Here is an 18784-nt window from a genome sequence, read left to right as displayed (position 1 = left end):
GTCTAATTATTAGACAGTAGATGATAGGACAGATAACTATAAATGATTGAGAATGAGTATTCTCACTATTGTGGCACGTTATCTGCACTGCATCATAAAAAAAACAGGAATATATTATATAATCATGAGACAAATCTATTATGTCATTCGAACTTTGCTGCGGGGGCGTAGTTCCAATGTTGTCAAGGTCATTTCTTTAGGGCTTGGGCTGACAATGAGTATTTTATTATTTGCCCGCGTGGCTTTTGAGCAGAGCTTTGATAAATGCTTTAAGGATTATGAAAACTTATATCAAGTCTTTTCCATCTTTACGATGAATGGCGAACAACTCGAACCGCAGGATCAAAATTGCGGACCGGTAGCGGGAGCAATTCTTGAAAACTTTCCCAAAGAAGTGGAGGCGGCTACCAGTTACTGCCTTTGGGTGAATGATCCTCTCTATCATGGTAGTGTCCGTTTTGAAGTCAGAAAGCTGGCGGCAGATTCCCTCTTTTTCCAGACGATGGGAATCGAGGTCTTAAGCGGAACTCCGGTGAAAGATTTAGCCCAAAAAGATGTAGTTTACCTGAGTGACCGTTTGGCACGAAAGATGTTCGACACAGAGAATCCGATAGGCAAGGTTATCTCATACAGTAAGGAGATAGAACTTACGGTAAAAGGCACCTATGCTGATATACCGGAGAATGCGACGGTAAGGCCTGAAGCGGTGATTTCTCTGCCGTCGATATGGAGCCGCAAATGGGGAAATTACTCATGGAGAGGCGGCGACAGCTGGCTGGCGTTCATCCGTTTTCGTCCCGGAGCCGATAAGTCGGTAGTGAATGCCCGGATAGACGCAATGATACAGAAGTATCGTCCTGCGGAAGATCAAAAAGTGGTTGGATATACCGCTTTTGTAAAGCCCATCCGTGATGTATACCGTGACAATAAAGATGTAAGGCGGATGCGGAACATCATGACTATTCTGGGTATTACTATTCTTTTCATCGCTTCATTGAATTATGTGTTGATTTCTGTTTCATCACTTTCCTATCGGGCGAAAGCGGTCGGTGTGCATAAATGCAATGGGGCAGGAAACATGACCATATTGAGTATGTTTCTTTGGGAAACAGCGATTATCATTCTGTTTGCCCTGATCCTGATGGGATTGATCTTATTGAATTTTCAGGATTTCTTTGAAGATACGGCAGCTGTCAAGTTAAGCGCTTTGTTCAGCTTGGATCGTATTTGGGTACCTTTATTAACGGTGGCTGTACTTTTCGTTGTGGGTGGGGTATTGCCGGGACGACTGTTTGCAAGGATACCCGTTACTCAGGTATTCCGCCGATACACGGAAGGTAAAAAGGGCTGGAAACGACCGTTGCTGTTTATCCAGTTTGCCGGTGTAGCATTTATTTGCGGACTGATGTATGTGGTGATGATGCAATATTATTATATCTTGAATAAAGATTTGGGTTATAATCCAAAGCGTGTAGTGGTGGCCAATGCCAGCTTCGGTGAGGAAGAAAAAGGAAATTATGCCTTGAATGTTTTCCGGAATATGCCTTATGTGGAATCCGTGTCCAGTGCCACTTATCATCCTGTCTACGGATATAGTGGAACGATTATTAATGATGAAAGCGGACAGTCACTATTTTCATCCCGTTATTGCAGTGTTCCGGATGATTATCCGAAGATGATGGGGATGGTTCTGAAGGAGGGACGTATGCCCCGTGGTGACGATGAGACAGTCGTCAATGAGACTTTTGCCGAGTGGATGCATTGGGGAAACAATATACTGAATCGTACGGTTTATAATTCGGGATACGTATGTAAGGTAGTGGGCGTGATGAAAGATTATCGCATCGGAAGTTTTACCAGCCCGCAACAACCGTTGCTGCTTATGCACACCAAGAGGTTTGGTGATTGTATCCATGTCCGGTTGAAAGAACCTTTTGCCGAGAATCTTCTCAAACTGAATAAGGAGATGGAGAGTGCATTTCCTGATAAGACTATCGAATTTCGGTCGATGCAACGGATGATCAAAGAGAATTATAACTCTGTTCGTGTTTTCAGTAATGCTACGATGCTGGCGGCAATAACAATGTTTTTTGTGATGTTGATGGGATTGATAGGCTACACTACGGATGAGGTCCGCCGTCGTTCCAAGGAGATAGCCATACGCAAGGTGAATGGTTCTGAAGCAACCGGAATCTTGGAACTGCTGGTGAAAGATGTGCTTTATGTAGCTGTTGTTGCAGTTTTAATCGGAGTGGTAGCAGCATGGTACGTCAATGGTATGTGGATGGATTTGTTTGCCGAACATGTTCCGCTCAGTTGGGCTGCCTATCTTCTGATAGCAATTGCAAATCTGGCAGTCATTGTGGCATGCGTACTTTGGAAATCATGGAAGATTGCCAATGAAAACCCGGTCAATAGTATAAAGAGCGAATAAAGAAGAAATAAAAAGTATAACAACATAATAAATGAACAAGATGATACAGATTGAAAACATTAGTAAAGTATTCCGTACTACCGAAGTAGAGACAGTCGCACTAAATCACGTGAACCTTGAAGTAAAGGAAGGAGAGTTTGTTGCCATTATGGGACCTTCGGGCTGTGGCAAGTCCACCTTACTGAATATTCTTGGTTTATTGGATAACCCAACCGAAGGTTCTTACCGATTACTGGGAGAAGAAGTTGCCGGACTGAAAGAAAAGGAACGTACCGGCGTCCGCAAAGGCAAACTGGGCTTTGTATTTCAGAGTTTTAACCTGATAGACGAACTGAATGTCTTTGAGAATGTAGAACTTCCGCTGACCTATCTTGGTATCAAATCTTCCGAACGCCGCCGCATGGTAGAAGACATCCTGAAAAGGATGAATATCAGCCACCGTGCCAAACACTTCCCGCAACAACTTTCCGGCGGTCAGCAACAACGTGTGGCAATTGCCCGTGCGGTAGTGACTAATCCAAAGCTTATCCTTGCCGATGAGCCTACCGGTAATCTGGATTCCAAGAATGGCGCGGAAGTAATGAACCTGCTGACAGAACTGAACAAGGAGGGAACCACCATTATCATGGTAACGCACTCACAGCACGATGCGAGTTTCGCACATCGTACCGTACATCTGTTTGACGGTAGTGTAGTGGCAAGTGTAACGGCATAAACCGGAACGACAATGAGACAAATCTATTATAGCATCCGAACCTTACTGCGCGAACGCGGCACAAATATCATCAGGATAATTTCTCTTTCGCTGGGACTTACTATTGGTATTTTACTCTTTTCGCAGATTGCGTTTGAATTGAGTTATGAACATTGTTATCCGGAACCGGAACGACTGGCTATTGCACGTTGCCTGACCACTAACCTTAGCACGGGGGAGACAATGGGAGACGACGGCAACAATTATGATTACACACTTTTTGATGTGGTTGCATCTACTTTGGCGCAGGATATGCCCGAAGAAATAGAGTTTGCCAGTTGTGTCCTCACCGGACAAGGGATGAGTATATATTACGAAGACAAATTATTATCGGACGTTAACTATATATACGCTGATACTTGTTTCTTCCAGACTTTTGGTATCCCTGTCTTAAAAGGGAACCCGAAAGATATGATCATGCCGGGAAGTGTGTTTGTGTCAGAGCATTTTGCCCGTGAAACGTTTGGAGATGCGGACCCTATCGGTAAAATTCTTAAAGCAGACAGGCAAAATGATTTTACTATTCGTGGTGTATACAAGGATATGCCGGAGAATACGGTGCTCACTCACGACTTTGTTGTCTCCGTCCATCGGGATGGAGGATATCAGGGAGGATATGGCTGGAAGGGAAATGATGTCTTTTACACGTTTCTTCGCCTGCGTAATGCTGCGGATATTGACAAGGTGAATGACAACATCCAACGGGTAATCGAGAAATACACTCCTGCCCAGTATGATGACTGGAAAATGAATTTCAGTGTCATCCCATTGGTGAAGTATCATTTGATATCTTCCGATGTGCAGAAGCGTTTGATCATATATGGCTTTCTGGGATTCGCTATCTTCTTTGTGGCCATCATGAATTATATGCTGATATCTATTGCCACCCTAAGCCGTCGTGCCAAAGGAGTAGGAGTACATAAATGCAGTGGTGCCAGTTCCGGAAATATCTTCGGCATGTTTTTGGCAGAAACAGGAATCCTTGTTATCTTTTCCGTACTTCTTAGTCTTCTGCTGATAGTCAACGCACATGAAATAATCGAAGATTTGCTTTCTGTCCGTCTATCCTCACTTTTTGCGTGGGAGACACTATGGGTGCCTTTGCTTACGATTGTGATACTTTTCCTTTTGGCAGGTGGCATACCGGGACGGCTGTTTTCGCGTATACCAGTCACGCAGGTGTTCCGTCGTTACTCTGATGGTAAAACGGGTTGGAAACGTTCGTTGTTGTTTATACAGTTCACAGGTGTCTCCTTTGTTTTGGGGCTGTTGCTGGTAACGCTCCTGCAATACAACCATCTGATGAGCCGCGATATGGGAATAAACGTTCCGGGACTGGTTCAGGCAGGAACCTGGTTGCCGAAAGAAACGGTAGAGCATGTCACCGATGAACTGCGTCGCCAGCCTACGGTAGAGGGAGTGGCTGTTGCCACAAGCGGAGTAATCGGACAGTACTGGACACGCGGACTGATGAGTAATGACGGTAAAAGAATCGCTACACTTAACTTTAATTATTGCAGTTATAACTATCCCGAAGTAATGGGAATAAAGATTATCGAAGGCAGCACTCTTAAGAAACAGGACGATTTATTGGTGAATGAAGAGTTGGTACGTCTGATGAAATGGACAGATGGGGCGGTAGGAAAGAAACTGAATGATATACAGGGTACGATTGTCGGTGTCTTCCGGGATGTCCGCAACTATAGCTTCTTTTCAACTCAGGCACCTATTGTCTTGATAGGATCGGAGAATGCCAATCATGTATTTGATGTCCGTCTGAAAGAGCCGTATGATGAAAATCTGAAACGTCTGAACGAGTTTGCCGATAAGACATTTCCGAATGTAGCCTTGCATTTCAGTTCTGTAGACGGTATGATAAAGGATATATACAAGAGTGTATATCGTTTCCGTAATTCAGTCTGGATCACTTCAAGCTTTATTCTGCTGATTGTAATAATGGGATTGATCGGATATGTGAATGATGAAACGCAACGTCGAAGCAAAGAAATAGCCATCCGGAAAGTGAATGGAGCCGAAGCCTCTCATATTTTGCGTCTGTTGATACGCGAGATTCTGTATGTCTCCGCTTCCTCCATATTGATTGGTACCATTGTTTCCTATTTCGTTGGAAAGGCATGGCTTGACCAGTTTGCCGAACAGATTTATATGAACCCGTTATTGTTTGTGGGTACGGCGCTGTTTGTCTTATTGCTGATCGTAGTTTGCGTTGTGTTGAAAGCGTGGCACATCGCCAATGAGAATCCGGTGAAAAGTATAAAGAGCGAATAAGAATATTATTATCTTTTAGGCACGGATTAACGCGGCTTTTATGAGATGCATTCATTGCAGAAGTCATCTTAATCCGTGTATTCGTGCCTAAATATTTTTCATACTGATATATCTTTTGACATAGCGTTCTTTTTGCTTTATTCCGCCACTTTATCCGCTATCGGATGTTCTTTCGATACTTTCTTTATATAAATCATCAGACTGATAACTGCCGTAATAAATGCTAAAGAGTCCGATACCGGCAGACTGATCCATATTCCCTTCAGTCCCCACCAATGTGGGAATAACAACAGGCAAGGCAGCAAATAAAGCAACTGCCGCGTCAACGAAAGGAAAATACTTATTTTTACTTTGCCTATACTTTGGAAGAAGTTACCGATTACAATCTGTGCTCCTACAAACGGGAACATAAGTACAGTCAACCGAAGACCGTCCACCGCAAGTCCGATTAACTCATCACTATCCGTGAAGACTGCCGATACTGCATGAGGGAAAAACTCGCAAATCAGAAAGCCACTGCTTGTAATCACTACACCGGAAATAATTCCCAGCTTTAGCGTCTGTTTCACCCGGTCTATCTTCTGTGCTCCGAAGTTGTAGCCTACAATCGGCTGCATGCCCATCGTCAGTCCCAATACGATCATGACATAAAGCGTCAGCAATCGGTTGATGATTCCGTAAGCACCGATAGCCATGTCGCCTCCATGTTCCTGCAAACTATTATTAATCACGATAACGATGGCACAAGCACAGACATTCATCAGGAAAGGAGACATGCCGATAGCGAAAATATTCTCTACAATCCTTCCTTTCATTTTCCAGACCTTTCCCTCAAAATGCACCGTACTGTCTTTCTTGCAGAAGTGGTTCACCACCCATACCATTCCGATCAGCTGTGAGATAACCGTTGCTGTAGCCGCTCCCCGCATTCCCCATTCAAAGTGAAAGATAAAGATAGGAGCGAGGATGATATTTGCTACTACCGTTACCATAGAAGTAAGCATCGCTTTCTTCGGATATCCGGTGGCACGCATCACATTATTCAGGCCGATCATCGTGTATGTGATGGGAGTTCCCAATAAAATCACCTGCATAAAACTCCGTGCATAAGGCAGTGTGTCGGGACTGGCACCAAAGAAAGTCAGTATATCATCAAGAAAGATAAAAGACAGGATACCGAAAAAGAAAGAATTTGTGATACAGAGCATCAGCGTATGTGACAGAATCTCCGTAGCCCCTTTCATATCTTTCTGTCCCAGGCGAATAGAAGCGATGGTAGAACCACCCGCCGAAACGAGTGTACAGAAAGCAACGACCAGATTCATCAGAGGAAAGCTCACCGCCAGTCCGGCAATAGCCATCGCACCCACACCGTGACCGATGAAGATGCTGTCGATGATATTATAGATAGACGTGATTGTCATCCCGATGATAGCGGGAATGGAGTATTGCAACAGTAGCTTACCGATGCTTTCTTTTCCTAATATGTGCGGATCGTTTTTGCTCATGCGCTCGTATGGATTGTTGGATGAAAACGAATGTTACGTTTTTTTAAGTGGGGCAAAGGTACGAATTATTTGCTTGATTCGATGATTATTCGGAACTTTGCACAATTCAATACACAAGGTTTAACGTTTTAGGTAAAAAGAAAGATTACGTATGGATACAACAAAGACAATTGCGGCACTGTTCGATTTTGATGGTGTCATCATGGATACGGAAACACAGTACACTGTTTTCTGGGATGAACAGGGACGTAAATATCTGAATGAAGAAGACTTCGGCCGTCGTATCAAGGGACAGACGCTGACCCAGATTTACGAGAAATATTTCTCGGACCTCCCCGAAGCTCAACAAGAGATTACGGCCGGACTCAATATTTATGAGAAAAGCATGTCCTACGAGTACATCCCCGGTGTAGAAGCTTTTATTGCCGATCTTCGTAAACACGGAGCAAAAATAGCCGTTGTAACCAGCTCCAACGAAGAGAAGATGCAAAACGTCTATAACGCCCATCCCGAATTTAAAGGAATGGTAGACCGCATCCTGACCGGAGAAATGTTTGCCCGTTCCAAACCCGCTCCCGACTGTTTCCTGCTCGGTATGGAAATATTCGGTGCTACTCCCGAAAACTCGTACGTGTTCGAAGACTCCTTCCACGGTCTGCAAGCCGGAATGACTTCCGGTGCCACTGTTATCGGTCTTGCCACTACCAATACAAGAGAGGCCATCACCGGGAAAGCACATTATATAATAGATGACTTTTCGGAAATGACCTTTGAACACTTATTGGCCTTGCACCGTTAGTTCTTTCTTATTATCTTCTTAATTTGTCTTTTTGGCCGCCTTCTCATTAACTTGGGGAGGTGTTTGAAAGGATTTTTTCTTTTTCTTTCTCACTTATGAAAGAAATGTTATAACTTTGCCGCAATTTTTGATGGCGTTGACGCCTTATTTAATTTCTAGTTTTAATTTAAAATTTAAGAAACATGGCTGGTTATATATCAGATGACACAAGAAAGGTGACTACTCATCGCCTGGTTGAAATGAAGCAAAGAGGCGAAAGAATATCTATGCTTACTTCTTATGATTACACAATGGCACAGATCGTAGATGGTGCGGGAATGGACGTAATTTTGGTAGGCGACTCCGCTTCGAACGTGATGGCGGGTAATGTGACTACATTGCCTATTACTCTCGATCAGATGATTTATCACGCTAAATCAGTAGTACGTGGCGTAAAACGCGCTATGGTCGTAGTAGACATGCCTTTCGGTTCCTATCAAGGTAACGAAATGGAAGGTCTTGCTTCTGCCATCCGCATTATGAAGGAAAGCCATGCCGATGCTTTGAAACTGGAAGGCGGAGAAGAAATCATCGATACGGTGAAGCGTATCATCAGTGCGGGTATTCCGGTGATGGGACACTTGGGACTGATGCCTCAGTCTATTAATAAATACGGTACTTACACGGTACGTGCCAAAGATGACAACGAAGCTGAAAAGCTGATTCGTGATGCTCATCTTCTCGAAGAGGCAGGCTGCTTTGCCATCGTACTCGAAAAGATACCGGCTACTCTTGCAGAACGTGTGGCTTCCGAACTGACGATACCTATTATAGGTATTGGTGCCGGTGGTCATGTTGACGGACAAGTATTGGTCATTCAGGATATGCTTGGAATGAACAACGGATTCCGTCCGCGCTTCTTACGTCGTTATGCAGACCTGTATACGGTGATGACTGACGCTATCAGCCGTTACGTATCCGACGTGAAGAATTGCGACTTCCCTAACGAGAAGGAACAATATTAAAACAGTATATGGCAGTTAAATTGTGGACAGTTCATTTTATGCGGATATGCGTAGCTAATTTGCTGTTGTTTATCTCCTTGTATATCTTGTTTCCGGTACTTTCCGTTGAGATGGCAGACCGTCTCGGAGTACCGGTGGCACAGACAGGAGTGATCTTTCTTTTTTTCACTTTAGGAATGTTCCTTATCGGTCCGTTCCATGCTTATCTCGTAGATGCTTATAAGCGTAAGTACGTATGTATGTTCTCTTTTGCCACGATGGTGGCAGCAACGGCAGGATACGCCTTTGTGACGAACATCACGGAACTTATCTTGTTGAGCACCGTACAGGGACTGGCTTTCGGAATCGCTACCACCGCAGGAATCACATTAGCCATTGACATAACGAACGCCACACTTCGTAGTGCCGGAAATGTCAGCTTCTCCTGGATGGCACGTTTGGGGATGATTATAGGTATTGTTCTGGGCGTCTGGCTCTATCAGAGTTATTCCTTTAAGAATCTGTTGTCCGTGTCGGTGATTACCGGAGCAGCGGGTGTTTTGATGGTATCCGGAGTATATGTGCCTTTTCGTGCACCGATCGTGACCAAGCTTTATTCCTTCGACCGCTTTTTGTTGTTGCGGGGATGGGTGCCTGCCATCAATATGATTCTGATTACCTTCGTTCCGGGGTTGTTGATTCCGCTTGTACACCGTTTCCTTAACGATTCCGTATTGGGAAGCAGTGGAATCCCTATACCGTTCTTTGTCGGTACAGGCATCGGATATCTTGCCTCCCTGTTGCTGGCGCGTCTGTTTATTCTGAAAGAAAAAACTCTGCGGCTGGTGCTCGTCGGCATCATACTGGAGATTGTAGCCATCACTCTGCTGGCCTCCGGTTTCCCGGTAGGCGTACCTTCCATACTCTTGGGTTTGGGACTGGGGTTGGTGATGCCGGAATTTCTGGTCATGTTCGTGAAACTGTCACATCATTGTCAGCGGGGTACGGCAAATACCACTCATCTGTTGGCCAGCGAAGTCGGATTCGCATCCGGAATAGCTGTTGCGTGTTACTTCGATTTGGAAGCGGATAAGATGCTCTATACAGGACAGGTGATAGCTGTGATTGCTTTGATTTTCTTTATACTGGTTACATATCCATATTATAAGAGAAAGAAAGTGAGATAAATCGTTTCGCACTATTTCCGTGACATGATTGTCTATCATAAATAAAAAGACTGGCGTTATCCTGACGGAGATAATGCCAGTCTTTTTATTAAAGACCTGTCAACAGATTTGCTGTTAGCATAGAGTGCTTAGTTTCTGCTTACCTGTTTAACTCCCTTCACTGTCCGCAGCTTTTTGATCAGCGCTTCCAGTCGTCCGGTATCACCCACCATGACCGTAAGCGTTCCGGAGAATAGTCCGTCGTTGGAATTGATTCCGATGGAACGCAGACTGATTCCATTCTCTTTGGAAATGATGGAAGTAATATTGGTAACAATGCCGATATCATCATGACCTACTACGCGCAGCGTAATCGGATACTGCGTACCGACTGACTTGCCAGCCCAACGCGCTTTAACAATCCGGTATCCGAACCGTTCGCGCATCTGATTGGCATTCGGACAGTCTGCCCGGTGAATCTTGATACCTCCGCTCACGGTTACAAATCCGAATACATCATCCCCATAGATCGGGTTACAGCATTTGGCCAGTTTAAATTCCAGTCCTTTCAGATTCTGATCAATGACCAGTACATCCTCTTTTGAACTAGGTTCTTCCTGAGTTGCCTGCAAATTATATCCTTCGGCACTGCGATACACAATCTCATCGTGCGTGTCATTGTCCCGTCTCTGCTGTTCAAGGTATTTGTCCAGAATGTCGTTGACATCCAATGTCTCGTCAGCAATCTTCTGATAAAACTCTGTCACATTCTTAAAGCCCAGCCGCTTGATCAGGCGCATCATGGTGGCTTCGTCATACTCCATCTTCCGGTTCTTGAACTTCCGTTCCAGTGTCTCTTTGGCGAAATCGTGCTGGCGTGCTACCATCTCTTTGAGTGCCTGCCGTATCTTGGTGCGGGCTTTGGAAGTCGTCACGATGTTGAGCCAGTCCTGTTTGGGAGTCTGGGTATTCGACGTCATGATTTCTACCTGATCACCGCTGTTCAGTTTCTGTTTGAGCTGTACATTTTTGCCGTTTACTTTCGCACCGATACACTTGCATCCCAGTTTGCTATGGATGTGGAATGCGAAATCGAGCACAGTAGCTCCTTTGGCAAGTTTGAATAAGTCTCCTTTAGGCGTGAATACAAATACCTCATCCTCGTAGAGGTCCATTTTGAACTGATCCATCACTTTCAGTGAGTCGTTATCCGCATTTTCAAGCGCTTCACGTACCGAAGTCAGCCATTCGTCCAGTCCTGTTTCCCCTTTGATACCTTTGTATCTCCAGTGTGCGGCGAGTCCCCGTTCAGCGATCTCGTCCATCCGGCGGGTACGGATCTGTACTTCCACCCATCTTCCTTCCGGGCCCATCACGGTAATGTGCAACGATTCATAACCGTTGCTCTTTGGAATCGAGAGCCAGTCCCGCAGACGTTTCGGGTTCGGCTGATACATATCCGTTACGATAGAATAGACCTGCCAGCATTCCTGCTTTTCTTTGGCCGGGTCCGGTTCGGAATCCAGAATGATACGGATAGCGAACAAGTCATAGATACCTTCAAACGGAGTCTTCTGCTTCTGAATCTTATTCCAGATGGAATGGATGGATTTGGTACGTCCCTTGATGTCGAACTTCAGTCCGGCTTCCTTTACCTTCTTCTGGATAGGATCGATGAAAGAAGCGATATACTTGTCGCGGGATGCTTTCGTCTCGTTGAGCTTCTCCTTTATAAAGTAGTAGGTTTCCCGCTGCGTATATTTCAGCGACAAGTCTTCCAATTCCGATTTCAGCTTGTAAAGTCCCAGTTTGTGGGCCAGCGGAGCATATAGGTAAGCAGCTTCGTTCGCTACTTTCACCCGGTCTTCCTCGTTGCCTGTATCCTTGATTTGGCGCATGATGTTCACACGGTCTGCGATCATAATCAGGATGACGCGCATATCTTCGGCAAAAGAGAGCAGGAGATTGCGGAAATTCTCCGATTCTATCGCCGGACTTTTGGAGTACAGTTCGTTTGTTTTCACCAGTCCTTTGATGATACTGCCTACATCTTCGCCATATTCGGCATTCACTTCTTCGATAGACAGGATATGTGCCTTCACTATTTCATGAAGCATGATGCCGACCAGACACGAACCTTTCATGCCGATTTCTTCGGCTACGATAACTGCCGTTTGTAAATCTCTGATGACGGGATTCATCCCGAAGTTATTGCGTTGCAGCCCGTTACACTGGGCGGCTTTGATAAGATGTTTCTTTAATTTTTGGCAATCCCTCCAGAAAATCGTATCTCCGGCAGATTGCAACAGATGCCTGTAGAGTGAAAAAAGCTCCTTCTTTTCCTCCGATGTAAAAAAGTCGTCCATATTCAATCTTGTTAATTCGACGTAAAATTACTTTTTTTCCCGGTTATTCGGCAAGAAGTAAATAACATTTTGTATTTTTGGGCATCAATTAATAAAAATAGATATTATGATAACGACACAGGACAAAGAGTTGCTTGCCAAGAAAGGCATCACGGAGGCGCAGATAGCAGAACAGCTGGCTTGCTTCCAGACGGGTTTTCCTTATTTGAAACTGGACGCTGCCGCTTCCATAGAAAAAGGCATATTGGCTCCTGACGCAGAAGATCAGAAAGCATATCTGGCTGCATGGGATGCTTATAAGAATACGGATAAAATCATCGTGAAGTTTGTTCCTGCTTCGGGCGCTGCCAGTCGTATGTTCAAGAATCTGTTCGAGTTTCTGTCCGCAGAGTATGACAAACCTACTACAAAGTTTGAGCAGGCATTCTTCGACGGAATCAAGGATTTTGCTTTCTATGACGACTTGAATGTAGCTTGTCAGCGTACAGCCGGAAAAGATATTCCGGGGCTGATGGAAGAAGGTAATTACAAAGCCGTAGTAGCTGCCCTTCTCGAAACTGCCGGACTCAACTACGGAGCACTTCCGAAAGGTCTGCTCAAATTCCATAAATATCCCGAAGGTTCACGTACTCCACTGGAAGAACATCTTGCCGAAGGCGCTATGTATGCAGCCGGAAAAAGTGGTAAAGTCAACGTACACTTCACTGTCTCTACCGAACATCGAGAACTCTTCAAGAAACTGGTGGAAGAGAAAGCCGAAGCATTCGGCAAACGTTACGGAGTAGACTATTACATCACCTTCTCCGAACAGAAACCAAATACCGACACCATCGCTGCCGATATGGACAACCAGCCGTTCCGAGACAATGGTAAACTCCTGTTCCGTCCGGGTGGGCACGGTGCACTGATCGAGAACCTGAACGATCTCGACGCTGATATTATCTTCATTAAGAATATCGACAACGTAGTACCCGATAAACTGAAAGCCGACACCGTTACTTATAAAAAACTGATTGCCGGCGTACTCGTGTCCTTGCAGAAAAAGGCATTCGAATACCTCGAACTGCTCGACAGCGGAAAGTATACGCACGAGCAAATCATGGAAATTCTCCAATTCCTGCAAAAACAACTTTTCTGCAAGAATCCCGAAACGAAGAACCTCGAAGATGCCGAACTGGTGATCTACCTGAAGAACAAATTGAACCGTCCGATGCGTGTATGCGGTATGGTGAAGAATGTAGGTGAGCCGGGTGGCGGTCCGTTCCTTGCTTATAACAGTGACGGAACTATCTCACTGCAAATCCTCGAAAGCTCTCAGATCGACATGAACGATCCTGCCAAAAAGGAAATGTTCGAAAAGGGTACGCACTTCAATCCGGTAGACTTGGTTTGTGCCGTACGCGATTATAAAGGTCACAAGTTCGACCTGGTGAAATATGTAGATAAGGCGACCGGCTTCATTTCTTATAAATCAAAGAACGGAAAAGACCTGAAAGCGCTTGAACTTCCCGGCTTATGGAATGGTGCGATGAGCGACTGGAACACAGTATTCGTAGAAGTTCCTCTTACCACTTTCAATCCGGTGAAAACGGTGAACGATCTGTTGCGTGAACAGCATCAGTAGGATTTAAAACAAGATTGGGTCCAGTCTGTCATTCTTCCTCCTCCGCGGTCGTCCGAATGGCAGATACAGACAAATGTCTCTCCCAATCATTATAATTACTAATTAAGTAAAAGCAAAATCTGAGAGGCTGACTAAAAAGTCAGTACTATCTTAAATCTCCTCCTTCCCGAAGGAGGAGATTTAAGATACTGCCGACTTTTAGTCAGCCCTAGTGTAGATACAACCGACTTTTTAGTCACTACTTATAATAAAAAGAGTATTTAGGATGAATCAGATAGAAAAGATCATTGACATTGCAACATGGAACAGAAAAGAGCATTTTGAACATTTCAGCGCATTCGATGATCCCTTTTTCGGAGTGACAGTTCATGTAGACTGTACCCGTTCTTATCAGGAGGCTAAAGACAAAGGCGTCTCCTTTTCTCTTTTACTATTACATCGTATCATCACTGCCGCAAGCAAAGTCGAGGAATTCCGTTACCGCATCGAGGGCGACAAGGTAGTCTGCTATGACAGTCTTCTTCCCGAAGCGACAGTAGGGCGTGCCGATCATACTTTTTCTTTTGCCGCCTTTGAGTACGATCCCGATGAGCTCACTTTTATCCGTAAGGCGAAAACCGAAATGGAGCGGCTGCAAGCCACCACCGGACTGAACAAAGGAGGAACTTTCCATCCCAACGCCATTCACTATTCGGCTGTCCCATGGCTGGCCTTTACAGATATGAAACACCCTTCGAACATGCGTTCGGGCGATAGCGTCCCCAAAATATCCACCGGAAAATACTTTCGGGAAGGAGAGAAGCTGATGCTCCCCATTTCCGTCACTTGTCATCACGGACTGATGGATGGTTATCATGTTGCCAAGTTTATTGAGACCCTTGATTTATGAAACCGTCAGGATCTGGAGACTAACAATGACGGCACTATGAGAAACAAGACCCTGAGATGGAAAACCATCGCTCTTTGTTCCATCATGTTTTGCCTGCCGAAGACTCCTTTGGCAGGGCAGGAGTCTTTTGGTTTTATCCATCGTTTGGGAATGGAAGCCCGTCCGCAATATGTATTTCCTACCAACCCCTTCCTGCAAGGAGAGAACGAACGCTGGAAACCGATTCAGACATCGTTTGCTGCCCACTTGAAATACTCGTTCAAGTTTCGCCCCAATACTTGTGCCGACCGTATTTACGGTGGAGCTTATCAGGGTATCGGCGTATCCCTTACCACCTTTGGCGATAAAAAACAGTTGGGCGATCCTTTCTCATTCTATGTGTTTCAGGGAGCACGAATTGTCCGTTTCTCTCCCCGTGCCTCGCTCAATTATGAGTGGAATTTCGGTTTGTCCGCCGGATGGAAGCCATACGACAATTATTATAATTCCTATAATGGTGCGGTCGGTTCACGGATGAATGCTTATATCAATGCCGGAGTTTACATAAACTGGGCGTTTTCCCGTTACTTCGATCTGATTGTCGGAGGCGATTTCACGCACTTCTCCAATGGTAACACTAAATTCCCGAATGCCGGAATCAATACTGCCGGAGCCAAGATCGGACTCGTCTACAATTTCAATCGTACGGAAGAAGACCTCTCGAAATCACTCTATCAGCCTGTCACCACCCGTTTTCCCCGGCATATCAGTTATGATGTCGTGCTGTTCGGGTCATGGCGTCGAAAGGGAGTGTGGGTAGGAGAGAAGCAGATCGCATCTCCCAATGCGTATCCCGTTGCCGGATTCAATTTTGCCCCGATGTATAATCTGGGTTATAAGTTTCGCGTGGGAGCTTCACTGGACGGTGTCTATGATGGCAGTGCCAATGTATATAGGGAAGATGTAATTGTAGAATATGGGAGCAGCAGTTCTAAACGTGAGTTCCTGAAACCGGGCATTCAGCATCAGCTGGCCTTGGGACTTTCGGGACGTGCGGAATATGTGATGCCTTATTTTACCATCGGCGTCGGTATGGGAGCCAACGTGCTCAGCCGTGGCGATATGAGAGGCTTCTACCAGATTCTTGCATTGAAAATAGCCGTTACCCGCAGTTCCTTTCTTCACATCGGATACAATTTGCAGAACTTCCAGACGCCCAACTATCTGATGCTCGGACTCGGTTTCCGTTTCCACAATAAATATCCTAAGGTACGTCATTAATAAAAAGAAATATACTAATTTTGCATCACTAACATAAAACACTCAAAATAATGAAGAAAATATTGTTACTCGGTTCCGGAGAGTTAGGAAAAGAGTTTGTGATCTCTGCACAGCGCAAGGGGCAACACGTCATTGCTTGTGATTCTTATGCCGGAGCACCTGCTATGCAAGTTGCCGATGAATTTGAAGTCTTCGACATGCTGGACGGTGAAGCATTGGAACGCGTTGTAGAAAAACATCATCCGGACATCATCGTTCCGGAGATAGAAGCCATCCGCACAGAGCGTCTCTATGACTTTGAAAAAGAAGGAATTCAGGTAGTGCCCAGTGCCCGTGCCGTCAACTTCACGATGAACCGTAAGGCGATCCGTGACCTTGCCGCCAAAGAACTCGGCTTGAAAACAGCCAACTATTTTTATGCCAAGACACTGGACGAATTGAAGGAAGCAGCCGCCAAAATCGGTTTCCCTTGTGTCGTCAAACCGTTGATGTCTTCTTCCGGCAAAGGACAGTCTCTCGTCAAGAGTGCCGACGAGCTTGAACATGCCTGGGAATATGGATGCAGTGGCAGCCGTGGCGATATCCGCGAACTGATCATCGAAGAATTCATCAAGTTCGACAGTGAAATCACCCTGCTCACCGTTACACAGAAAAACGGACCTACGCTGTTCTGTCCTCCTATCGGACACGTACAGAAAGGCGGTGACTACCGTGAGAGTTTCCAGCCTGCACACATCGACCCTGCACACTTGAAAGAAGCCGAAGAAATGGCGGAAAAAGTAACCCGTGCCTTGACTGGTGCCGGACTTTGGGGAGTGGAATTCTTCCTGAGCCATGAAAACGGAGTCTACTTCTCCGAGCTTTCTCCCCGTCCGCACGATACGGGCATGGTGACATTGGCAGGAACGCAGAATCTGAATGAGTTCGAACTTCACCTGCGTGCCGTACTCGGTCTGCCCATCCCCGGCATCAAGCAGGAGCGGATCGGTGCAAGTGCCGTTATCCTTTCTCCGATAGCGAGTCAGGAACGTCCTCAATATCGTGGCATGGAAGAAGTGACGAAAGAAGAAGACACTTATCTGCGCATCTTCGGCAAGCCGTTTACCCGCGTCAACCGTCGCATGGGAGTCGTACTTTGCTATGCACCGCTGAACTTCGATCTGGATGCGTTGCGTGATAAAGCGAAACGAATCGCCGAGAAAGTAGAGGTATACTAAATAAAAAGAATGAGAGTGAGTCAAAAGCAAAAGGATAGTGAATATTGCTTTTGATTCTCTCTCATCATCTCCTCTTATATAACTAATAATGAAAAACATGAAAAAGACTAAACTATTGGCAGCTACTGCTATGCTATTACTGACTTCCTGTTCACCTAAAGTGGTCACTAACATTGTAAGAACCTATCCGGGTATTATTCCGGCAGATTCGGTCTATGTCATCGGTTTGGGAGAAAAAGTGCCCAATACAGCCGAGACTATCGGGCGTGTATCAGTAGTGGATCGGGGTACTTCTACGAATTGCCGTTATGATCAGGTATTACATCTTGCACAAGAGGCTACAGGAAAGATTGGTGGCAATGGACTCGCCATCACTAATCACCAGAAACCTTCTTTTTGGGGAAGTTCCTGTCATCAGATTTCCGGACTGATGCTGCGGTTGTCGGATAAAAGTGTGGATACACTGAAAACAAATCCTGTACAAGACGTAATAGATCTCGACCTGGTTATTGCTAAAGACTATGCAGAAAGCAGAAAAGCGCCTGCCAACACGTTTGAAGCGAGCTTCGGATATGGATGGGTGATCAGCAAGATTTATGATATCAACGGTAGGGCGTTAGATTCGAAAGGAGGAGTTGAATGGAAGCTCGCTTACGAACATGTCTGGAACGGTGGGATGGGAATCGGACTTCAATATGCTGGTTTCAAGAAGTCATTCTCCGGTGGCGACATGATGTTCTCCTATATAGCTCCGGAGTGGGTAAGCCGTACAAAATTTGACAGATGGATCTTAAAATCAGGCGTTGGTGTCGGCGTTTTCCTTTATCATGATCCTTTCTACAATGCTGCCGGATTCGGCCTTCATGCCACATTAGGATTTGAGTACATGCTTTCATCTAATTGGGGACTCAGCTTGACTCTGAACGGGATCGGTGGAAGTATGCCCAAACAGGACTGGATGCTGCTGAAAGAAGACGAACGTTGTGGAATCACCCGCTTTAACCTGCTGGGTGGGCTGCGCTACTACTTCTGATGATAACTCCTTCTTTCTAGGAAGAATATCAACGTTTATACTGTACTTAGATTTATAAATAAAGAGAGAGGACAGAAGTCTGAACCTGCATCCTCTCTCTCACGTTTATGACATTGTTATTTCTCTGATCTTACAGACTCATCGCATTACCGCCTACAATACCCAGCACTGCCGAAGCCACCGCGATGACTACTTTCAAAATGGTATCCCAAAGGGATCTCTTGACTGCCATAACTCTACACACCTCCTTTCCGACTCTTTATATGATTGATTACTAAGTGAATCATTACCGAATGATCGATTACTCCCGATAACTTTCCTCCTTTACCTCAAAGCACGGGCACGCCTTGATCCACTCCTCCGGCTCAATCTCTCCATTACCGTTGCGATCCGGCGACAAGTCGCGATGACCGCACACCCGGCAACCGGGGAATCTCTCTTGCAACTGATGCACCAGCAGCC

The 18784-nt window shown here is 45.4% G+C and carries 14 protein-coding genes and 1 pseudogene; 11 read left to right on the top strand and 4 right to left on the bottom strand.

Annotated features, from left to right (window positions below):
• Positions 1–124 precede the first annotated feature (124 nt).
• From DW640_RS05340 to DW640_RS05330, 3 genes are read left to right on the top strand one after another with little or no spacing between them, the layout of a single operon-like run.
• Positions 125–2434: an ABC transporter permease gene (locus tag DW640_RS05340; RefSeq protein ID WP_199610249.1), complete on the top strand. Its 2310-nt coding sequence runs from the start codon at positions 125–127 to the stop codon at positions 2432–2434.
• Between the two features lie 40 nt (positions 2435–2474).
• Entirely contained in the window at positions 2475–3149 is a 675-nt protein-coding gene (locus DW640_RS05335) for an ABC transporter ATP-binding protein (RefSeq protein ID WP_008761370.1), read from the top strand.
• 12 nt (positions 3150–3161) lie between these two features.
• A complete protein-coding gene (locus DW640_RS05330; protein WP_070750225.1) occupies positions 3162–5477 on the top strand; it encodes an FtsX-like permease family protein in 2316 nt (771 codons plus the stop codon).
• Between the two features lie 137 nt (positions 5478–5614).
• Here the strand turns inward: DW640_RS05330 and DW640_RS05325 are convergent, their stop codons facing one another.
• Positions 5615–6985, bottom strand: coding sequence for an MATE family efflux transporter (locus tag DW640_RS05325; protein WP_070750226.1), 1371 nt, complete (start codon positions 6983–6985; stop codon positions 5615–5617).
• A gap of 151 nt (positions 6986–7136) precedes the next feature.
• On the opposite strand from DW640_RS05325, the gene DW640_RS05320 reads away from it, so the two are divergent.
• From DW640_RS05320 to DW640_RS05310, 3 genes are all read left to right on the top strand, one after another.
• Positions 7137–7784: an HAD family phosphatase gene (locus DW640_RS05320; RefSeq protein ID WP_008761373.1), complete on the top strand. Its 648-nt coding sequence runs from the start codon at positions 7137–7139 to the stop codon at positions 7782–7784.
• A gap of 182 nt (positions 7785–7966) precedes the next feature.
• Positions 7967–8788: a 3-methyl-2-oxobutanoate hydroxymethyltransferase gene (gene panB / locus DW640_RS05315; RefSeq protein WP_008761374.1), complete on the top strand. Its 822-nt coding sequence runs from the start codon at positions 7967–7969 to the stop codon at positions 8786–8788.
• Between the two features lie 8 nt (positions 8789–8796).
• Positions 8797–9954: an MFS transporter gene (locus DW640_RS05310; RefSeq protein WP_117577525.1), complete on the top strand. Its 1158-nt coding sequence runs from the start codon at positions 8797–8799 to the stop codon at positions 9952–9954.
• Positions 9955–10082: 128 nt separating this feature from the next.
• On the opposite strand, the gene DW640_RS05305 is transcribed toward DW640_RS05310, so the two are convergent.
• Positions 10083–12299 carry a bifunctional (p)ppGpp synthetase/guanosine-3',5'-bis(diphosphate) 3'-pyrophosphohydrolase gene (locus DW640_RS05305; RefSeq protein ID WP_011107405.1) on the bottom strand — a complete coding sequence of 739 codons (2217 nt, stop codon included), beginning with the start codon at positions 12297–12299 and terminating at the stop codon, positions 10083–10085.
• A gap of 106 nt (positions 12300–12405) precedes the next feature.
• On the opposite strand from DW640_RS05305, the gene DW640_RS05300 reads away from it, so the two are divergent.
• From DW640_RS05300 to DW640_RS05280, 5 genes are all read left to right on the top strand, one after another.
• Positions 12406–13923, top strand: a complete 1518-nt coding sequence (locus DW640_RS05300) for a DUF4301 family protein (RefSeq protein ID WP_061473178.1) — start codon at positions 12406–12408, stop codon at positions 13921–13923.
• 265 nt (positions 13924–14188) lie between these two features.
• Positions 14189–14812, top strand: a complete 624-nt coding sequence (locus DW640_RS05295) for a chloramphenicol acetyltransferase (protein ID WP_008765580.1) — start codon at positions 14189–14191, stop codon at positions 14810–14812.
• Positions 14813–14896: 84 nt separating this feature from the next.
• On the top strand, positions 14897–16072 hold the full coding sequence (locus DW640_RS05290; protein WP_233525426.1) for an acyloxyacyl hydrolase: 1176 nt from the start codon (positions 14897–14899) through the stop codon (positions 16070–16072).
• A 50-nt stretch (positions 16073–16122) separates the two neighbouring features.
• Positions 16123–17289 carry a formate-dependent phosphoribosylglycinamide formyltransferase gene (gene purT, locus DW640_RS05285; RefSeq protein ID WP_117577521.1) on the top strand — a complete coding sequence of 389 codons (1167 nt, stop codon included), beginning with the start codon at positions 16123–16125 and terminating at the stop codon, positions 17287–17289.
• A 97-nt stretch (positions 17290–17386) separates the two neighbouring features.
• The gene (locus tag DW640_RS05280) at positions 17387–18322 is read left to right on the top strand and encodes a hypothetical protein (RefSeq protein WP_048698488.1); all 936 of its coding nucleotides are present in this window, start codon (positions 17387–17389) and stop codon (positions 18320–18322) included.
• A 130-nt stretch (positions 18323–18452) separates the two neighbouring features.
• Here the strand turns inward: DW640_RS05280 and DW640_RS23530 are convergent, their stop codons facing one another.
• Both DW640_RS23530 and DW640_RS23935 read right to left on the bottom strand, forming a co-directional pair.
• The gene (locus tag DW640_RS23530) at positions 18453–18554 is read right to left on the bottom strand and encodes a smalltalk protein (RefSeq protein WP_149192761.1); all 102 of its coding nucleotides are present in this window, start codon (positions 18552–18554) and stop codon (positions 18453–18455) included.
• Between the two features lie 69 nt (positions 18555–18623).
• A pseudogene (locus DW640_RS23935) lies at positions 18624–18784 on the bottom strand (N-acetylmuramoyl-L-alanine amidase); the annotation flags it as partial.

The organism is Bacteroides sp. AM23-12, from assembly GCF_003434395.1.
Classification (GTDB): domain Bacteria; phylum Bacteroidota; class Bacteroidia; order Bacteroidales; family Bacteroidaceae; genus Bacteroides; species Bacteroides thetaiotaomicron.
This window is presented reverse-complemented; position numbering and strand designations above follow the sequence as displayed.